At 62.6% G+C, this 19,899-nt stretch carries 15 protein-coding genes; 3 read left to right on the forward strand and 12 right to left on the reverse strand.

What is annotated here, in order from left to right:
* Position 1 precedes the first annotated feature (1 nt).
* Positions 2 to 253, reverse strand: a complete 252-nt coding sequence (locus OKW29_RS15995) for a hypothetical protein (RefSeq protein WP_184024559.1) — start codon at positions 251 to 253, stop codon at positions 2 to 4.
* 40 nt (positions 254 to 293) lie between these two features.
* Positions 294 to 815 (reverse strand): lecithin retinol acyltransferase family protein, encoded by a 522-nt coding sequence (locus OKW29_RS16000; RefSeq protein WP_184072861.1) that lies wholly within the window; start codon positions 813 to 815, stop codon positions 294 to 296.
* Positions 816 to 1,264: 449 nt separating this feature from the next.
* Between OKW29_RS16000 and OKW29_RS16005 the strand changes: the two genes are divergently transcribed.
* Both OKW29_RS16005 and OKW29_RS16010 read left to right on the forward strand, forming a co-directional pair.
* Complete coding sequence (locus OKW29_RS16005) at positions 1,265 to 1,552, forward strand: hypothetical protein (RefSeq protein WP_090807566.1); 288 nt, start codon at positions 1,265 to 1,267, stop codon at positions 1,550 to 1,552.
* Positions 1,553 to 1,557: 5 nt separating this feature from the next.
* Positions 1,558 to 2,328: a PP2C family protein-serine/threonine phosphatase gene (locus OKW29_RS16010; protein ID WP_429291721.1), complete on the forward strand. Its 771-nt coding sequence runs from the start codon at positions 1,558 to 1,560 to the stop codon at positions 2,326 to 2,328.
* Positions 2,329 to 2,373: 45 nt separating this feature from the next.
* Here the strand turns inward: OKW29_RS16010 and OKW29_RS16015 are convergent, their stop codons facing one another.
* The 9 genes from OKW29_RS16015 to OKW29_RS16055 all read right to left on the reverse strand — a co-directional run bounded on the left by OKW29_RS16015 (position 2,374) and on the right by OKW29_RS16055 (position 15,074).
* A complete protein-coding gene (locus OKW29_RS16015; RefSeq protein ID WP_429291722.1) occupies positions 2,374 to 3,729 on the reverse strand; it encodes a sigma-54 interaction domain-containing protein in 1,356 nt (451 codons plus the stop codon).
* Entirely contained in the window at positions 3,726 to 6,794 is a 3,069-nt protein-coding gene (locus tag OKW29_RS16020; protein WP_429291723.1) for a peptidase domain-containing ABC transporter, read from the reverse strand. Before OKW29_RS16020 ends, OKW29_RS16015 begins: the two co-directional genes overlap by 4 nt.
* Positions 6,795 to 6,833: 39 nt before the next feature.
* Positions 6,834 to 7,586, reverse strand: a complete 753-nt coding sequence (locus tag OKW29_RS16025) for a peptidylprolyl isomerase (protein ID WP_184024541.1) — start codon at positions 7,584 to 7,586, stop codon at positions 6,834 to 6,836.
* Between the two features lie 37 nt (positions 7,587 to 7,623).
* Positions 7,624 to 8,997 (reverse strand): HlyD family efflux transporter periplasmic adaptor subunit, encoded by a 1,374-nt coding sequence (locus tag OKW29_RS16030; protein WP_429291724.1) that lies wholly within the window; start codon positions 8,995 to 8,997, stop codon positions 7,624 to 7,626.
* Positions 8,975 to 11,587, reverse strand: coding sequence for an FHA domain-containing protein (locus OKW29_RS16035; RefSeq protein WP_429291725.1), 2,613 nt, complete (start codon positions 11,585 to 11,587; stop codon positions 8,975 to 8,977). Before OKW29_RS16035 ends, OKW29_RS16030 begins: the two co-directional genes overlap by 23 nt.
* A 239-nt stretch (positions 11,588 to 11,826) precedes the next feature.
* Positions 11,827 to 13,239, reverse strand: coding sequence for an efflux transporter outer membrane subunit (locus tag OKW29_RS16040; RefSeq protein WP_184072878.1), 1,413 nt, complete (start codon positions 13,237 to 13,239; stop codon positions 11,827 to 11,829).
* Between the two features lie 313 nt (positions 13,240 to 13,552).
* Positions 13,553 to 13,834 (reverse strand): hypothetical protein, encoded by a 282-nt coding sequence (locus OKW29_RS16045; RefSeq protein ID WP_429291726.1) that lies wholly within the window; start codon positions 13,832 to 13,834, stop codon positions 13,553 to 13,555.
* Between the two features lie 252 nt (positions 13,835 to 14,086).
* Positions 14,087 to 14,524 carry a DUF4399 domain-containing protein gene (locus tag OKW29_RS16050; RefSeq protein ID WP_090807583.1) on the reverse strand — a complete coding sequence of 146 codons (438 nt, stop codon included), beginning with the start codon at positions 14,522 to 14,524 and terminating at the stop codon, positions 14,087 to 14,089.
* Positions 14,525 to 14,570: 46 nt separating this feature from the next.
* A complete protein-coding gene (locus tag OKW29_RS16055; protein ID WP_429291727.1) occupies positions 14,571 to 15,074 on the reverse strand; it encodes a DUF4399 domain-containing protein in 504 nt (167 codons plus the stop codon).
* A gap of 312 nt (positions 15,075 to 15,386) precedes the next feature.
* Here OKW29_RS16055 and OKW29_RS16060 point away from each other — a divergent pair, with 312 nt between their 5' ends.
* Positions 15,387 to 17,429 carry an SUMF1/EgtB/PvdO family nonheme iron enzyme gene (locus OKW29_RS16060; protein WP_429291728.1) on the forward strand — a complete coding sequence of 681 codons (2,043 nt, stop codon included), beginning with the start codon at positions 15,387 to 15,389 and terminating at the stop codon, positions 17,427 to 17,429.
* Between the two features lie 28 nt (positions 17,430 to 17,457).
* Here OKW29_RS16060 and OKW29_RS16065 read toward each other — a convergent pair whose 3' ends face one another.
* Positions 17,458 to 19,554: a protein kinase domain-containing protein gene (locus tag OKW29_RS16065; RefSeq protein WP_429291729.1), complete on the reverse strand. Its 2,097-nt coding sequence runs from the start codon at positions 19,552 to 19,554 to the stop codon at positions 17,458 to 17,460.
* Between the last annotated feature and the right edge of the window lie 345 nt (positions 19,555 to 19,899).

Here is a 19,899-nt window from a genome sequence, read left to right on the forward strand (position 1 = left end):
CCTACGCGGCCGTGCGGCAATACCCGTTCATCGCGGGCCGCTCGGCTTGCGGCGGGAACACATTCCACGAACCGTCGCCGTGGCGGAAGAAGAAAATCGACAGCAATCCTTCCGGCTTCAACGCCTGCACACATACATAGCGTTGCTGTTGCGACGCGCGATGGCAGAACCGCACCACGCGCGCGGGCATCGACGGCGTGGGTGCGAGCCATTTGTCGACGGCCCAGTGCAAGCTTTTTTCTGCGGCAACCATGATGTTCTCCTCGAATCGTCCCGTTCCTGACGCGCTGCGTTCACGCGAGTTGCGCGAGTTGCGCCACGCGGTGTTCGTTCCTCGCCCCGCTCTCGACAAACGCCTTCACGAGGCACAGCAGTGCGCGCATCCCCGTGCCCGGATGGCGCAAGCAGCAATGCACCTGTTCGCTGCGGCTTTCGCCGAGCAGACACCACGCGCAGAAGTGTTCGCAGTTGTTGGTCAGCAGGCGATAGCGGTTTTCGCCGAGGCGGGAGCGCGCGCGGCGCACCGCATCGGCGCCGACGTAGATCGCGCTCGGCGTCGCGCGAACCGACAGCGAATGGCCGGCGGCGAAGCGCGCGAGTTCGACTTCCTCGACCGGTCCGGGATGCGCGGAGGCCGCAAAGCCCGAGTAGTGCACGACGCGGCCATTGCCGACATAGATGCCGTGATGTTCGTAGCCGTTGCGTTGCGTGACCAGATGCGCGCCGATCGGCAGATCGATCGTCGATGACGCGGTGTCGCAAGCGGCTGCGGATTGCGGGTCGTCGTCGCGTGTATCGAGCGTTTGGGTGTTCATGGCTGGCCTCGTTCGCATTCCAACACTGTTGCGACAGCTTTTGCATCATCCGGGCCAGGCGCCGGAAAACCCCTGTTTACAGGGTTGACGGCCGATCGAGCGGTTTTCTGAAGAGGAAGATGTCAGGACGGGACCAACAGAAATCGCGCTGATCTGTTGGTGTGCGACGCTCATTTGCGAGCCGTGTCGCGGGTTGATTTCATCTGAATGGAGAACCCGTGGGACCCCGCTGAATGTGTTGGGTCTCACACCTGTTCGAATGTGGGCTTGTTGGCCGCGAGCCGACCGATCGCGTCGACCGCGTTCGTGGTAAGGCCGCGCAAGCCGCGCCAGTCAATGCGCCGCGGGCTTCGCGTCGAATCCGCCCCCGATTGGCATGGCCTTTGCACCATCTGGTGCAGAGTCCATTCAGCCGCGCGCATTGCGCACGCGGCCAACCGGAGAACGACATGTCCTGCATCAAATTGAACGACCTCTCGCTGAACCTCGCGCTCGATCGCAAAGCGATGGCGGCGATTCGCGGTGGCGGCGGCGCGCCATGGATCTATGGCTGGATTCAGCCGTACGTGCCGCAAACGCCGAGCATTGGGCCGGTGGTCAATCTGTACGAGGTCTCCAACAACTTCTATGCTAACCAGATGATCAACCAGTTCCAGTCGGTCGACGTACGCAACACCGGCGCGAACGCAAACCTCACCGTGTCTCCGGACGCACGCAACCGAAACGATATGGTGTAGCCGTTGTGACATGCGAGAGCCAATTTCGCTGGACGTCGTCCGCGCGTTCCGACCCGGGACGGGTCCGCGAAATCAACGAAGATGCCTGCCTCGACGAGCCCGAAGCGGGACGCTGGGCTGTCGCCGATGGGATGGGCGGTCACGCGGTCGGCGACGTTGCCAGCCGCACCGTGATCGACGCGTTGACTCAACTGGCCGCGCCGCACGGCCTCAGAATGCTGATCGCCGATGTACGCGCGCGTCTGCAAACCGCGAACCGTCAATTGCGCGACGAAGCCGCGCGCCGCCAGGTGCAGCGCATCGGCAGCACCGTGGTCGTGCTGCTTGCATGCGATCGCTTCTGCGGCTACGTGTGGGCCGGCGACAGCCGCATCTACCTGTACCGCGCGGGGCAATTGCGGCAACTGACGCGCGATCACAGCCAGGTCGAGGAGCTGCGCTCGCTCGGCGTCATCACCGACGAAGAGGCGCGCCATCATCCCGCGCAGCACATGATCACGCGCGCGGTCGGGGCAACGGATTCGCTCGAACTCGACGACGACGCGATCGAAGTCGCCGACGGCGACGTGTTCCTGTTGTGCAGCGACGGTCTCAGCAACGAACTGAGCGACGACGAGATCGCCGACGTGCTGACCACGGCGGAGCGCGAAAACGCATGTTGCGAACTCGTCGACCTCGCGCTCGCGCGCGGCGGGCGCGACAACATCACCGCAGTGGTCGTCGAAGCGCAGGACCCGAATGCGGCGGACAAGACCTTGCTGAACCCGGCGCCTTGATGATCTTCAGGCGCGCGTTTCACCGAGCGTTCAGTGGTCCTTCACTCAGCCTGCGTCGTCTTCCTCGTCGCGCTCATTCGCGCCGTTCTTCGTGGACGGCGCATTGCGATTGCGGAAATCCTTCGAGTGCAGGCCGTGCTTTTTCAGCAGCATCTGCAAGTGCGAGCGATTCATATCGATGCGTCGCGCCAGTTCGGCGACGGTTCCGCTGACTTCACGCAGTCCGCGTTCGAGGAACGCTTTCTCGGCGTCGTCGCTGGCCGCCCGCTTCGCGTCGCTCAACGACATCAGATTCGCGACGCTGATCGGCTGCTCGCCGCTCGCCTGTCCGCCCTCCGCCTGCGCCGCCGCCGAACCGGGTGCGGCGGGTCGCATATCGAGCGGCAAATGCTCGACGTCGGCCATGTCTGCAGCCAGACATGAGATGCGGTACATCACGTTGCGCAATTCGCGGATGTTGCCCGGATACGCGTAGCTCAATAGAAAGTCCCGCAAACGCGGAGTCAACCTGACTGGCCGGCGTTTCAGCGTGCCCGCCGCTTCGTCGCCGAACCACGCAATCAGCAACGGAATTTCGTCGCGCCGTTCGCGCAGCGGCGGCAACGTCACGTGAATCACGCTGAGCCGGTAGAACAGATCCTCGCGAAACCGGCCTTCCTCGCTGAGCTTGCGCAGATTGCGATTGGTCGCCGCGACGATGCGCGTATCGACCGCGATCGTTTCGTCGGAGCCGACGCGTTGAATCTCGTGCGCCTCGAGCACACGCAGCAGCTTGACCTGGCCCGCGAGCGGCAACTCGCCGATTTCGTCGAGAAAGATCGTACCCGTATGCGCGCTTTCGAATTTGCCCTTGCGGTCGTTCGACGCGCCGGTGAATGCGCCCTTGCGATGCCCGAATAGTTCGGATTCGAGCAGATTGTCCGGAATCGCGCCGCAGTTCACCGAAATGAACGGCTTGTCCGCACGCGAGCCGTTCGCGTGAATCACTTTCGCCATCAGCTCCTTGCCGGTGCCGCTTTCTCCATCGATCAACACCGGCAAATCGGTTGGCGCCGCTTTTTCCGCGATTTCGAGCGATTCGAGCAAACGCGGGTTGTCGCCGAACGTGCCCTCGAAAATGAAGCTGCGTTCGAGTAGTGCCTTGCGGCGCGCACCGCGCGATTGCTCCGCGCTCGTCTGCGGCTCGCCCGCGGTGGCCGCCTGCACGAAGCGCTCCTTGTGCGAAAGCTGCATCACTTCGTCGCGCAACGACGTGGCCTGCCTCAGCAGCTTGTCGATATCGGCGCGTTCGAGCCGCGACGACCAGCGCAACGTGGAGCGCAGGATCTCGATCCGCTCGATCAGTCCCGCGTACGATATCGCGGGACTCGCCTCTTCAATCTGGTCGAGTATCTTCATCATGATGCGCTCAACTGTTTCTGCACGAGCTGATAGTACATGCCGCCGCGCTGGATCAGCTCCTCGTGACGGCCCTGTTCGACGATCGCCCCTTCATACAGCACGAGAATCTTGTCCGCGCGCATGATCGTGCTGAGCCGATGCGCGATGATCACCGCCGTGCGGCCCTTCAGGATGTCGTGCATATTGCCGAGAATATTGCTTTCCGATTGCGAGTCGAGCGCCGACGTCGCCTCGTCGAACACGAGCAGACGCGGATCGTGATACAACGCACGCGCAATGCAAAGCCGCTGGATTTGACCGCCCGACAAACCGATGCCGCGCTCGCCGACGATCTGCTCATAACCGAGCGGCATCTTGCTGATGAAGCCATGCGCGTCGGCCATTTTCGCGACTTCCTCGATGCGGCGGCGCTCCGGCGCGTCGTCGCCGCTTGCGATGTTCTCGGCGATCGTGCCCGAGAACAGCAGATTGCTTTGCATCACGTAGCCGATTTGCGCGCGGAAATAAGTCTTGTCGATCACGCCGGAGTCATAGCCGTCGATCGTCATTTTCCCTTCGCTCGGCTGATAGAAGCCAACCAGCAGCTTCGCGAGCGTGGTTTTGCCCGATCCGCTGCGCCCGACGATCGCGACCAGTTCACCCGGCTTGATATCGAAGCTGATGTTCTCCAGCACATAAGCGGAATCCTCTTCGCCATAGCGGAAGTACACGCCTTGCAGGCTGATTTCGCCTTGCAGCTCCGGCAGCATCACGCGCGAGGGCAAATCCTGCGGCTTCTGTTCGGGCTCGATATCGAGCACATCGCCAAGCCGTTCCATAGCGACACCCGCATCGTTGAGCATGCTCCACAAGCCGACGAGACCCATCAGCGGACTCAATACGCTGCCCATGAATGCATTGAACGCGATCAGCTGACCGATCGTCAATTCACGCGCGAGTACCAGATTCGCGCCGACCCAAAGAATCGCAATCGTCGTTGCCGCATTCAGCAATTGACTGCCAAAGCCGACCAGAATATTGAATGCGTGAGCGCGATACTGCAATTCGAGCGCCTTTGCGTATTTCTTCTCCCAGCGCAACCGTACCGGCCGCTCGATGCCCATGCCCTTGACGGTCTCGACGCCGGCCAGAGCTTCCATCAGGAACGACTTAGCCTCGGTCGACGCCGTGAACACCTCGCGGGCGTAGCCCTTGATCTTCGGCGTCGCGATCACCGTGAGTCCCATGATCGGAATCACGAACGCGATCAACACCAGCGTCATCTTCACGTTGTACACGAACATGATCGTGAAGTAGATGAAGATCATCAGCAGATTCAGCGCGGTCGTCACGGTGGATTCGGTCAGGAACGCGCGGATCGTCTGGTTTTCCTGAAAGCGCGCGAAGATATCGCCGGTCTTGCGCTTCGCGAAGAACGAGAACGGCAGCGACAACGTATGCTTGAAGAACTGCGACATCATCGCGAAGTCCATGTTGCGAACCATGAAGTTCGCCAGATACGCGCGAATCGTCGACATCAACTGCGTGAAGACATTGGAGATGATGAGCCCGCCGATCAGCATATGCAGCAGACTGACGTTCTGATGCACGATCACGCCGTCCAGAATGTTCTGAATGATCAGCGGTGGAATCACGCCGAGCACCTGAATCACGAAGGTCGCCAGAAACAGATAGCCGAGTATCTTGCGGTACGGCTTCAGATAGCCGACAAAGCGAATCCACGGCGAGCGCTCGGCCGACATCTGCAGCAGTTGCGATCCGCCGGTAAACAATAGGCAGGTGCCGCTCCACCCGCGTTCGAAATCTTCGACGCTCAGCTTTCTGAAACCGAGTGCCGGGTCCGCCACCCAGACATAGTCTTTCGACAGCCCGTACACGACCACATAGTGATAGCCCTCCCAATGCACGATGAACGGCAGATCGAAGCCGCGCAGCGAATCGAACGTGCATTGCACGCCGCGCGTCGTGAAGCCGAGCGACTCGCCCGCGCGCGCGAGGCTGTCGAGCGTCGCACCCTGCGTCGTCACGTTCGCGAGTTCGCGCAATTTGCCGAGCGTCATCGGAATGCCGTAATGGCGGCAGATCATCGCGAGACACGCGGCGCCGCAATCCATCTCCTCGGCCTGCTCGACGAGCGCGAAACGCCGGATGATCTTCTCGCCGAGTTCCGGCTTGCTCTGCAGGTCGAGCATCAACGGCAGCTTGCGCCGCTGTTCGAGCCGCTTTTGCCGCTGTAATTCGCGGTCGCCATAGCGGATGCGCTCGTCGAGCACTTCTCGCAGTTTCGGATTGCGCTCGAGAATGAAATGAACGGTGCGCTCGGGGATGACCAGCAGCCGCGTGTCGGTGGTTGCAACGACCGATGCCATCTGTTCCTGGCGCATCAGGCACGCCTTCTCGCCGAATATCTCCCCTTTGCCGAGCGTCGCGAGCGTATAGTCGTGGCCCTCCTCCTGCCGCACGATGCGCACCTGGCCTTGCCGCACCACATAAAGCCGCCTGTCGTCGCGGCCGTCCTGTTTCAGAATCTCCTTGCCGGCAGCGACCCGTTTTGCGCCGACGCTGCGCACGTACTCTTCGAGTTCCGCCTTGTTCAGCTTGCCGCGCAGATCGAACAATTGCGCGACGAAGCCCCCGGCCGAATTGATTGCCACATAGCTGGCGACGAACGCCAACGCGGCGGCGTTGCCCGCCATCACCGGTTCGATCGCGCTGCGCGGAATGAACAGCACTTCGGTCTTGCCCGACGAACGTACCGACGCTTCGTGAACGTATGAGCGCAACATCGCAATGTCGGCAAAGATCTCGCCCGACTTGCGCACGCCCATGCTGGATTCCTTGCCGTGCTCCTCGGTGAAGATTCGTACCGTGCCCGAGCGGATCACGTAGAGACCTTCGGCCACTTCACCGGCCGAGCACACCGTTTCGCCAAACGAATAGAACCTTGCCTGCGCGTACTCGGCAAGCCGCTCGATTTCGTCGCGCGAGAACGGCGACAGGATCTCCACCGAAGCGAGAAATTCGGCGGTGGAAGGCGCGGATGGCGCGGTCTGGAGGGCGTCCATGTATCGGTGAGCCTCGCTTTATCGGGCGCTAGTCGGGCACTAGCGCGCTTCGATCACGTGTTCCTGGGCGCGGGCAATGAGCCAGCTCTCGCGCAGCAAACGGCGGATTTCGGTGGCCACGTCGGCATCGAGCGTGGCCGGATATTTGGCCGTGACCGCGAAGATCTCGAAACACGAACGGTCGGCCGACGGAAACGGCCCAAGCAGATCGCCGACCGCCGCATTGAAGATCTTCGCCTCGATATCGGGCTTCAGCGAACCGCGCAGTACCTTGCCGATCACGCCGCCCGACTCGCGCGTATCGGCAATCGAATGCTCGCGCGCCATCTCGCCGAAGGCGTCGGGGTCGTCGTGCAGGTACGAGATCATTTCCTTCGCCTTGCCTTCGCTATCGAGCACGATATGGCTGACTTCGATCGCGTCGAACTTCGGTGAATTCAGCGCGAAGTAATCATGGATCGCCGCGTCGTTACCGATGTCGTCGAGCATCTTCTCCTGATAAAGCCCGTCGGTAATGAACGCCTCGAATTCGTCGAGGCTCACGTGCAGCGCGTCGAGATAATGATTCATGTCCGCCGCGCGATGCAGCCCGCGCACGCGGCGAAACTGGTCCGCGCGCTGCTGGATTTCGTCGGCGCTGACGGCGACGCCCTGCTTCTTCGCCGCATGGACGGTAAGCTTGTCGCGCACGATCTGCTCGACCAGGCTCTCGAACTGGCCGGTCAGTTTCAGAAGACGAATGAACTCGTCCACGTCCACGACTTCGTCATCGATACGCACTATCGCGGTCATTTGCTCGGCTCCTTTCGTGGATGTTTGATTCGCGCGCTCAACCCGCCACCTCTCTGAACGGATCGAGACCGAGGTCGATCAGGCGCCGCTCGCGCACGACGATTTCCGCATTGGCGGTCATGCCGTAACGCAGCGGATAACGCGTGCCGGCCACCTGGTAGTAGTCCTTGTCCAGCGTGACACGGCCTTCGTAGACCGGTTGCTTGTCCTGCGCAGATGGCTTCGTGGCCGGCGAGATATATGCGAGCGTGCCGCTGATCAACCCGTAGCGCTGGTAAGGAAACGCGTTGAACTTCAATTTGACAGGCAGGCCCACGTGCAGAAAGGCGCGGTCGTGTTCGGAGATTTCGATCTTCAGCACGGGCCGCGCGTCTTTTGGCGCAATGCCGCCGAGCGGTGCATTCGCCTGAATCTTGTCGCCGCGCTGCGTCGACGTGACGTCGGTGATCACGCCTGAAACCGGCGCGAGAATCAGCAGAAAATTGTCTTTATCGATGTTCTCGAAACGCACCCGCGCGGCGGCATCGGCTTCGAGGCGCGCGCTTTGCAGTTGCACGCGCAGTTTGTCTTCCGCATCGGTGATGTCGCGCACCGCCTGATCGTATTGCAGCTGCAGATCGGTGCTTTGCTGGCCGCTCGTCGCCAGTTGCGCATTGGCCTGCGCGTATTCATGGCTCAGACGAAAGTCGAGCTCGGCCAGCTTCGACTGCGCGACACGGTAAGCGTTATCCGCTTCGAGCGCGGCCGTGCGTTTCTGCTCGACCTGTAATTCGGCAATGCCACCGCCGCCCGGCTGCGCGAACAGCCGCGAATAGCGATCGAGTTCCTGATTCGCCGCTTCGCGCGTGCGGCGCGCGTTGTCGAGCGAGCTGCGCGCTTCGTCGAGTTCGGCCTTCTGCCCTTCGGCAAGCTTCGTCGTGCCTTCTGAAACGCGATTCTCGTGCAAGCGCTCCTCGACTTCGAGTTGCGCCTTCAACGACGCGGCCTTGCGTTCCATCAACGCCTTCTTCTCCGGGAACTGCTTCCATTCGCGTTCGGCGTCTTCGAGCTTCACTTGTGCCTGTAACGCGTTGCTCGCTGCCTCGATTGCGCCGCGCGCATTGAGCCGCGCGAGCACGTCGCCTTTCGACACCGGCTGCCCCTCGGCGATATACAGATCCGCGAGTTCGCCGTCGATCGGCGTATAGATGCGCCGCACTTCCGATTCCGGCGACAACGTGCCGGGCGCACTGACGATCACATCCGCGCGGCCGACGAACGACCACAGCAAACCCGACACGACGAGCGCGACCATCGCCCAGATCAGCGCGCGCGCAATCCGCACCGGCTCGGACGTCAGAATCGCAATGCCTTCGACGCTATGATCTTCGAGCGCCTCCGACAACGGTCTAGGGTGAGGATCGCGTTTCACTCTGATCGCCTCCAATCAACGCGAGCTTCGCTTTCAGCAGCCCAGGGTCCAGCACCATGCGCAACTCGGTCAACGAGCGGCGCTGCAAACTCGCTTCGGCTTCGATATCCGCGAGCAGGCGATCGAAGTCGGCGGGATGATCGGCCTTCAACTGCGTATAGATGCGCATGCCCTGGCGTGCCGCCGTCTGCGCCTCGCTCAGCAGACGCGCCTCGTTGCGAAAGCCCGGCGAGATGCCGGCTTCGAGCCGCTGCGTGCCGCCGATCGGGCCGTTCGCGCGGTACTCTTTCCACAGGCTTTGCGCGCGCACCAGCAGATCTTGCGCATGCGCGAGTGCCTTGTCATGCAATGCGGCCACGTCTTTCTGGATCGCCTGCACGAACCATGCGTCGGTCCGCGGATCGAGGCTCGCGTAGAACGACAGCAGACGCTGGTCGTAATCTTTCCCGTCACGCGTTTTCCGCAGATCGTTGTATTGATCGGACAACGCCTTCTTGTGCGTCGCTTCGGCCGCGAGCACATCGGACCACGGGCTCGCCGGCATCGACTGCAAATCGTTCAGCGCCTGCTGCGCGTCGCCGCGCTGCCACGCGGCATCGACTGCGTCCTGCCGTTGAACGATATCCGGCGACGGCAAGCGTGTAGACGCAAGCTGCTGGAATTGCGCCTGAAAAGGCGGCGTGCTGAAGCGCACCGTTTTCATCATCGCCAGCAACGACGTCAATTGACGGCTCAACGCGGCATTCAGCAACCCGGTGTATTGGCGCAAATCGTCGCGCATTCTATCGAGCCCCGCGAGCCGAGGATAACGCTGCGCGTAATCGTCGAGTACCGGCGGCAGCGCCTCGGGTTTGTCGCGCGAAAGTTCGGTATGAATTACGCCATTGAGCCGATCGATCGCGGCGACGTACACCGAATCGTCGCTTTCGAGCTTGCGCAGATGGCTGAGCGTGTGTGCGTAAGGCTCCGCGAAGACCGGCACGTAACTCGCAATCCGATCGAGCGCGCGCTGGTGACTCGCCGCGTCGTCGTCCCAGCGGTGCAGCAGACCGTTGATCGTCGCTTCGTCCGTATACATGCGGATCGGCGCGTCGACGCCGCCACGCGCCGCGACGAAGCGTTCGAGATCGCCGACCCATTGCAATTCGCCGACCAGCGACGCGGCATCGGCGTCATTTCCGCTCAACGCCCTCATGTTCTTCAGCAGCGTGTCGGCCTGGTCGAACTGCGCTTCTTGCACGGCTTCGATCCAGCCCGGCAAGTTCGCTTTCAACAACGCCTCGCTCGCGAGCGAGCTGATTTTCGTGTCCGCCGGATGCGTGGCCAGATAGCCGCGCGCCATCGTGAGGGCGCTCGAGTAATCACCGCTCGCGAGCAGGCTCTTCAACTCCCGTTCCGATGAACCGTGCAGATAAAGGCCCACGCCAAGCGCAACCACGATCGCGATACCCGCTGCGCCCCATGCCGCCGCGCGCCGCACATTGGTGCGCTCGCCGTCCGCTAACGCCTTGTGGAGTTCGCCGGCGACCATCTTCCAGCGACGCGGCTTACCTCTTGCCGCGCTTTTAGCTTTGCCGCTTCTTTCGTTCGCGCCGTCTCTCGTATCGGCGGGATGCCCCGCCTGCGCACCTTTGGCGCCCTGCGCGCCATTTGCCGTCCCTACTCCGTCACGCTTCGCGCGCGCGGAGCCCGGCTGCGCCGCGTCATTCACTTCGTCTTCGCGTTGCAGCGCCGGATCGACGCAAAAGATGTCGAGAAACGAATGCGCAGCGCCGACGAAGGTCGTCTTGTCGGCATCGGCGGCACTGTCGACAGCGGGCTGAAGAGAGAGCTGGGTCACGGTGGGTTCGACGTCGGCGGAGTTCTGTAGCGACACCCTGTAGACGAAGTGGTCGCCGCCAAATGCAACGACGTCGCCCTCCGCTAGTGCAAGCGCCGATTCGCCGATCCGCTGTCCATTCACGAACGTGCCGTTGGTGCTGCCGAGATCCTCGACATAGAGCTCGCCGCCCTTCAGAAACAGGTGCGCATGGCGCCGGGAAATGTAATTGACCTGGTGCGGATAACGGTCTTTGTAGCGCGAGAAAACCTCGTCCGTTTTACTGACCAGAAATGGAAAAGCCAGCACGTCGACCGGCTGCAGACCCAGGTCATCGCGCTGCGGCACCAGCAATAGATGAATGAGGGGAGAAGCGCTTCCACCGGTGACGACGCGCGCGCGCGGCTCGATGCCGACGCGATAGCGCAGTTCACCGCCAAAGCAGAGTTCATCGCCGGCGCGTACACGCGCGGGGGTTTGTCGCACCGCGATGCCGTTGACCGTCGTGCCGTTCTTGCTGCCGAGATCGGCAACATAAATCGCGCCATGCTCGATGAAAACGCGCGCATGTCGGCGCGAGAGAGCGGCGGTCCATGGTGCGGGATAGTCGCTGAACGGCGCTTCGCTGCGGCCGATGGCGAACAGGTTGTCGACGATGCGAATGGCGTCGAGCGCGGGGCGCTGCGCGCAGGCAACCGGTGACAACACCACGTCGAAGGCAGCGTCCACTGTCACGCGCATTTCAGCAATCGGAGCTTCGCCGGTGGCCATTTTATCTGGATCGCTAAGCGTTTACCTGCCGCGGCGGGAACGCGGGGCGAACTGGACGAAGAACAACGGCGCAACGATATTGTCGTGAAGAGCCACGCAAACGCTGACCCCTAAAGGATTGTAAGTCACGCATCGAGAGTGTCAATTTGGATATCGCCGGATGAGAAGACCGCGGATAAGCCGTCAGCCGACGAAATACCCGCGCGGTACGCCAACTCGTGGATTAGCTCAATGTTTCGTTACTTCTCTTTGACCTGCGCTTGCACGTCGACACCTGGCCATCCGCCGCCGAGCGCCTTATAAAGCGTTACCGTGTCGGACAGAATCAATTGGTGGTTTTCCAGCAACGCCTGTTGCGCCTCCAGCAAGGTCCGCTCGTCTTCGAATACTTCGAGTTGCGACACGACGCCAAGGCGCAGTTGCGACTGGATCTGATCAGCGACGATCTGCAGGCGCGACACCTGCTGCAGCAATTCCGCGTGCTGCGCCTTATGGGCACTCAGATTGACGAGCGCGTTCTCCACTTCCTCGAATGCGCCCATCACGGCCACGCGATATTGCTGCTCGGCGACTTTCGATTGCGCCTCGGTCACCTTCACATGTGCGCGCACGCCCGGATCGAACAGCGGAAAATTGATGCTCGGCATCAGGCCGAACGTGAACGACTTCAGCAGCTGGTTAAGCGCGTAACTTGCCGTGCCGCCTTGCGCGGTGAGGCCGATGCTCGGCAATTGCGCGAGCTTCGACTGACCGACGAGGTCATAGGCCTCGAGCACCCTGAATTCGGCCGCCACCACGTCGGGGCGGCGCGACAGCAATTGCGCGGGCAAACCATCGGGCACGCCCGGCAATTTCACGCGCTCCTGTAAATGGCCCTGCGGCACATGGAATTCGCCGGCCGGCACGCCGAGCAACGTGCATAGCGCGTTGTCGGAGACCGCCCGCGATCGGCGCAGATCATAGAGATCGTTGGTGAGCCGGTTGATCTCCGCCTGCTGGCGCAACACCTGAGTTTGCGGCACGAGCCCATTGCGCGCCTGGCCTTCGTAGATCGTCAGGATTTGCTTGTTCGTGGCGATGGTCTTTTGCTGCTGTGCGATCTGGTCGTCGAATTGCAGGATCTGGAAATAGGTACTGGCCACATTCGCGACGAGTTCGAGATACCCCGCGCGCCAATCCGCCTCGCTCGCGTGGAATTCGGCCTTTTGCGCCTGCACGCCTTTTTCGACCTTGCCCCAGATGTCGATGTCCCAGTTCACCTGCAGCGCGAGGTTGTACGTCTTCGTCAAAGGCTGGCCAGTCGTCTTCGTATAGTCGGCGCCGGCACCGAGGTCCACCGTCGGCAATGCGGCCGCGCCTGTCTCGCTGATCTGCGTGTGCGCGACTTCGATACGCGCGGCCAGCACCCTGATATCGAAGTTGCCGTCGATCGCCTTGTCGATCAGCGTATCGAGGTACGGGTCCTGGAAGCCCTTCCACCAGTCGCGCTCGATCGTCTCCGCGGCCGATACCGGCGCGCCATTGCGATCCGACCACGATGTCTTGGCCGGCGTGTCCGGGCGTTGATAAGCCGGCATGCTGACGTCGACGCACGCGCTCACTGCCAAAGCGCACATCGTTGCCGCGCAGATCCCGCGCAGTACACGGGCCATGCGGCGAGGCGTCCTGGCTTCAGCAGGAACCCGCTGAAGGTCCAGCGAATCACACGACGAATCGAACGATGATTCCGGCAATGCTGACACGGTGGTCTCCAGTTGCACCCGCCTGTTTCGCGCGAGATGCCCGGTTTTTCAGCCCGAGCCGCTTCCGCGCGGCTTCGGCAATGAAGCGGCGGAAAAGTCGATGCGGGGAGCGGCGGATACGCGAAGGATGCGTGGAAAGGACGATTGGATTAGCGGTCTTTTTGAGCGATGCGCCTGTTGGGGCACGCACACGCGGCCGCCCGGGCCGCGTGTGCGCCGCTCACTACCCGTTGTTGACGTTGCTCGAGTAAATGGTCGGTTGGATGTAGGTGGTCGTACCGCTGACCAGCGCCGAGTCGTTGCCGTTCGCGCTCTGGATGTTCATTTCCGTGTTGATCATCTGCGTCGTGGAGACGTTCTTGATGCTGCTCGGCGCAAAGACGGGCGCGTAGCTGAGGTACGACGGCATTGGGCGGTAGTAGCCGTTGCCACCGCGCACGGCGCTCATCGCCTTGCTGTCGAGTTGTTCGGTGTTGGACAGGTCCTTGATCATCAGCGTGTTCATGGCAAATCTCCTGGGAATGGGAAAGCGCATCATCGAGCGTCGGGGTTCGAGCAACTGGTCTGCTCGGGCGCTACTGATGCATGGGCTATGCCAGGAGTGCCTTGCTTTCGTCATTCGCGTCCTGAACGCCTTGTAGCAAAGGTCTGGAAGATCGCACCCGCTGTCCCGACGCTGACGAGCGGGGAAGCGAGACCAGTGAATGGTGGATCGCAGCCAACAGCGCGCGCGACATTGTTGGCTGCTCGATGACAGTCAGCGCGCGATCACCGTGATCTTCTTCGAATACACCGGCGGGTTGTGCGGCATATGCATGTCGTCGCCCATCAACAGCTGCAGCGTATGCTTGCCTGGCGGCAATGAAATCATCGTTTCCGTTTCGCCCGCGCCGAAATGCAGATGATGGCGATCCGAGGGTATCTCCTGATCCATCGGCGGCAGATCGGTATCGATCAGAAGATGATGGTGGCCGGTGTTCGGGTACTTCACGCCTTTCGGCGCGACCCCCATGAAACGCAGACCGAACCACACGCGAAACGGTTTATTGGCGGGCACCACCTGGCCATCGTTCGGATAGCCGATATACGCGTAGGCGCCGGGCGGCGACGGCGTCGCTGCCCACGCGCCCTGCGGCGCGGTCGATACCGTCAGCGCCGCTGCGACGAATGCCGCGGCCGCAATGATCTTCTTCATCAGGACTCTCCGTTCCGGCTTGACCAGTTCGAACGAACGGACCGCGTTAGTTTTTTAGCACGGTGATGGTGATCTTCTTCGAATACACGGGCGGTACGTGCGGCACGTGATTATGGTCGCCGAGAATCAGCTGCAGCGTGTGCTTGCCGGGCGGCAACTCGATGCGCGCGTCGGTTTCGCCCGCGCCGAAATGCAGGTGCTGGCGATCCGATGGAATCTCCTGATCGAGCGCGGGCAAATCCGTGTCGATCAGAAGATGATGGTGGCCGGTATTCGGAAACGCGACGCCCTTCGGACACACGCCCATATTGCGCAGCCCCATGCGCACCCACAACTTTCCGCCGTGAATCACCGCGCCATCCGACGGCCAGATGATGTACTCCTCGGCCCCCGGCGGAGACGGCGTCTGCTCGGCGCGCGCAACGCCGCCAGTGCCGATACCAAGGCAGACCGCGACGAGCGTCGCGCACACCGCCGCGCGTAATCCGCCGCGACGCGCTTGCGCCGGATCACGACTGCCGGAAAGAAAGGAAACACGGGTTCTTCGCATAGCGCACTCTCCCGAACAGGAGTCATGGCTGGGGCCCGGCTATCGATGACCTTCCGGGTGTTCGAGCGGCACGTCGCGGGTTGAATCCGGCAGGCAGCCACCTAGTTAAAACGACCGTGTGACGTGACTTTGTGAATCAGCTTAGGACGTATCTTGCCAAAAAGATACGCAATGCTCGTTAACCGTATGACGCGTTAAGGACTCCCGGACAGTTGTGACGCAAAGCGCGTGCTATCGTTAATAAAGAGCGCGGGCAGCGCGAGCCTGGTGCACGAATGCCTGAACTCTGTCCGGTACAAACGGGATATAAAGATGTGGCGACGATTCCTGCTGGTGTGCATGGTTGGGGCAATCCAGGCGCAGTGGGACGGTGCCGCTGCCGCGACGCAACGTGAAAGCATCGAGCCGAGCCCGGCTTGGGTAGCGAGTCATCCGGCGCGGCCAGCGGACACCGCTTTGCTCCCTTCACCCTTTGCTTCGTCACGCGACGACACGCATTCGCGGCGTGTCGCGCTCGTGATCGGAAATGGCGAGTACGGTGACGCCACTAACCCGATCCGCGCCAACGCGCCGCGCGACGCCGAATCGATCGGCGCTGCGCTCCGTGCGCGTGGCTTCGAAGTCATCACGCGCACGAATGCTACGCCGCCGCAAATGCGCGCGGCCATCGACGAATTTCAACGACGATTGCGAACAGGCGATATCGGAGTGTTCTATTTCGCCGGACACGGCATGCAGGTAGGCGCACAAACGCTGCTTTTGCCGGCGGGACTCGATGCGCGAGCCGCCATCCGCGCGCCGGTGTCGCTACTGAATAACGGCGTCGATCTGAATACCGTTTTGCATGCGATGCAATCCGCCCGTGCTGGCCGGCTCAATCTCGTGATTCTCGATACGTGCCTCGACAATCCATTTGCCCCCGCCGCGGTTGCGATCGATAAACCGAGGATCGCTGCCAACACCGTGATTGCCTATGCAACCGCACCGGGCGGTTTCGCGGCGGACGGTCCGCGCCATGGCGTCTATACCGATGCCTTGCTGCAAGCGCTCAACGACGCCGACGCATCGTCTCGATCGCTCGCCGCGCTGTTCCGACAGGTCGGCGCCGAAGTACGCGTCGCTACACGCGGAACGCAACAACCGTGGCTCTCTGTCGCGCGTTCATCCATTCCCACAAGTGGCGAAGGCGCTATCGAGTCGTCGAATACGTCAGAGCGTCGCGCCATCACGCCGCGCAGTCGCGGCATCATGCCCAAGGAAAGCGGCGAACAATACGAAATCACGTTCTGGGATTCGATCAAGGACAGCAACTACCCAGCCGATTACGAGGCTTATCTGAAGGCCTATCCGAATGGCCGCTTCGCCACGCTCGCGCATGCACGTATCGATCGATTGCGCGCGGCGGCATCGGCTCCCGCGGTGAGCGCCGCGCCGGCTGCACCGCCAGCCGCGCCCGCGACGCAGAGCGGTCACGTCGCGCCACCCACACCGCCTGCCCACGTCACGCATCCCGCGACGCAAGCCAGCGCAGCCGCGCCGCCGCCACCGCCGCGCCCCGCTGCCGCGCCATCGCCAACGCCGCCCGCCACGGCCGCCGCGGCGCCATTCGCCGAAAAGACCGTCGCCCATCCACCGACGGCCGGTGAAATCCGCGACTGCGCGGCCTGTCCGGTCATGGTCGCGGTACCCGCCGGCTCGTTCGCAATGGGCAGCAATACCGACGATCCGTCGGAAAAGCCCGTGCATCACGTGAGCATTGGCGCGCCCTTCGCGATCGGTAAATTCCCCGTGACGGTCGAGCAATGGAATGCGTGCGTCGCCGCCGGCGCCTGCCAGAAGCTGACGCCGCAGAGCAATAGCATCAAGACCGCACCCGCGCGTGATCTCAGTTGGGACGACGCGCAGCAGTACGTCAAGTGGCTCTCCAAAACGACCGGCAAACCGTACCGTCTGCCGACCGAAGCCGAATGGGAATACGCGGACCGCGCCGGCACCACGACCGCGTACTGGTGGGGCGAGCAGATGCGCAAGGGCAACGCCAATTGCAAGGACTGCGGCGACCCGTGGCACAAGGAAGGCCCGGAAAACGTCGGCACGTTCGCCGCGAATCCGCTGGGTCTGTACGACATGAACGGCGGCGTCTGGGAGTGGACCGCCGACTGCTGGCACAACACCTATCAGGGCGCGCCCGTCGATGGCCACGCGTGGGACTCGCCCGGCTGCGAGATGCGCGCGATTCGCGGCGGCTCATGGCGCGAAGGCGGCGACTACATGCTCAGCGCGACGCGCTTCAAATACAGCGCGGGCGTGCGCCAATCGCAGAACGGTTTTCGCGTCGTCAAGGATCTGCACTAAAAGCCGTGTCGATTGGCTCCCTGACGGATCATCGCGTCGCGGGTTTGGTCGTAATCGGGGCGAAGTCCGCCAACAGGCGATCCTGCCCGTATTGACCGCCAATCTGCTTGAGCCGGGTCTCGAGCGCGCGCAGATAATCGGCGCGCGCTTCGCTTTCCGGGCGCAGCTTGTCGAACAGCGGCACCGGCGTCACCACCAGCACCACCATTTCCGAGCCGAACGGCTTCGATACGGTCCAATCGCCCGCATTGCTGCCGATCGTGTACGGACCACCGTTCGCCTGCATCTGATTGTCCGGCCACAGACGACTGGGCACCATGTGCACGACGTGGCCGTCTAGCTGGTAGTAGTCGACGGTTGCAAAGGAATCGAACGGCGGCGCTTTCAGGTCCACCACCAGCGAGTCGTTCTCGGTCAGAAAACCGCTTGGCGGACGCATCTGCAGCGACGCCACGCGCCCCGCCTGCCAGTTGCGCACCAGAAACGGCGCGAGCGTTTTGACGAAGTCGCATTTATCGTCGGCGAGCGGCCGCACGTCTAGCGAAACCGTATCGACGCCAGGCAGCGCCGCCAATGTCTCCTTCAGATGCGCGGCACCGTATCGCTGCGACAGGAAACCGCGTACCGTCAGTGCGTGGTCCTGCACCGCGCCCGATAAAGCCGAACAGGGCACCTGGGCAAGCGTGGGCGTGATCGCGGCGAGCATCAACGCGGGCTTCGGCGCGGGTGCCGGAGGAGGCGTTGTCTGCGCGACATTCGTTGCAGGCGCGACAGCGGACGCCCCAGCCGCCCGATCGACCTGATCGCCCTGCGATCGCGCCGCCTCGGTTTGTGCGGCGTGCTGCCGGCTGGACCCCGAGCGAAAAGCGAACACGCCCACGGTGACCGCGCACACGACGGCGAGGCCAGCGAGCCCGACCCACGCGAGCGTCCCGGACTTCTCCGCGCGCGCTTCATTGTCGAACTCGGCGATAAAGCGCACGACGCTCGGTATCCGCGTATTGCGATCGAACGACAACGCGGCACGCAACGCGCGCCACTGTCGCGCATCGAGATTCGCCGGACGCTGCGGCTTGAAATCGGCATTGCGCGCCTGCGTGGCCGACAGGCGATCGAACGGATGATGTCCCGTCAGCAGCTCGTACGTGATGCAGCCAAGCGCGTAGATATCGTCGCGCGGGTCCGGCTCGCGATGCTCGATCATCTCCGGGCTCGCATAGGCCGGCGTCAACGCGCCCAGACTGCCGGGATCGAACACCGTCGCGTCGCTCTCCTCTTCAGGCCGCTGGAATACGCGCGCGATGCCGAAGTCGATCACTTTCACTTCGGCATTCGTGGTCAAAAACACGTTCGCGGGTTTGAAATCGCAATGGACGAAGCCGCGCTCGTGCGCGTACGCGAGCGCCGCGCACATGCCGCGCACGATCGGCAGCGCGGCCCGCACCGGCATGCCCTGATAGCCCGGCGTGCGCAGCAGCTGGCTCAAGGGTTTGCCGCTCAGGTACTCCATCGTCAGATAGACGATCGGCCCGTCGCGGTCGAAGTCGTAGACGGTGATGATGTTGCGATGCGCGAGTACCTGCGCCTTGCGCGCCTCGCGCTGCAGCGCGACCAGCGAATTCGGATTGCCGCGAAACTGGACGTTCAGCACCTTGATCGCGAGATAGGGCTTGCGATCCGACGCTTCGAGCTTGCGCAGATCGAGCGCCTTGTACACGGTGCCCATGCCGCCCACGCCGAGGCACTCCTCGAGCACGAAGCGGTTGTTCAGCGTATCGCCGATGCCTTTGATGGTCTCGTGCGCGGCGCTGCCGGCAGTACTCGCGGCGCCCGCACTCCCAGCGCTCGACGAACGCAGCGACGGTAGATCGACCGTGGTCTGGATGCCGGTTTCCTCGCCACCCGCCGCGACGTTCGACACGCGCAGTAGCTCGATGCGCCGCCGCACTTCCTGGTAGAGATCGTCGGGCAACGGCGACCGATGATGCGCGGCGTACAGCATCTCCAGCAGCCGCGTCGGACCGAGTTGCTCGGTCACCAACGCGCTGTCGAGCTGCGCGACGAACTCGTCACGCGACAGCTCGCCGCTCTGGAAGTCGAGAATCACACGCGCAAGGCTAGCCATTTGTGCGAAGCACCACCGTTGCCGCTGGACCGTGTCGCATGCGACCGACGCCACGCGGGTCGATAGAAAACCTGTCGTATCCAGTTACATGTGCCGTTTCGATACTAGCTCCCGGTCCGCGCTTTCGCAAACCAGGCATGAGCCGCGCGCCGCGCCGCGTGCTGGCTCGCGCAATGTCGTGCGCCATCCAACAGGGTCCGCAGCGATGTCGGACGGCGGCCACCGCTCCGAGCGCGTCAGCGTGTTTCGAGCTGACCGGCACGGTGGTCCCTCCACGCACAAAACCCTTATACGACAGGGCTTGGCCGATTTCCTCAGGATCCTTGATTAATACTGGCACAGCCT

The organism is Paraburkholderia sp. CI3, from assembly GCF_050436505.1.
GTDB lineage: Bacteria > Pseudomonadota > Gammaproteobacteria > Burkholderiales > Burkholderiaceae > Paraburkholderia > Paraburkholderia tuberum.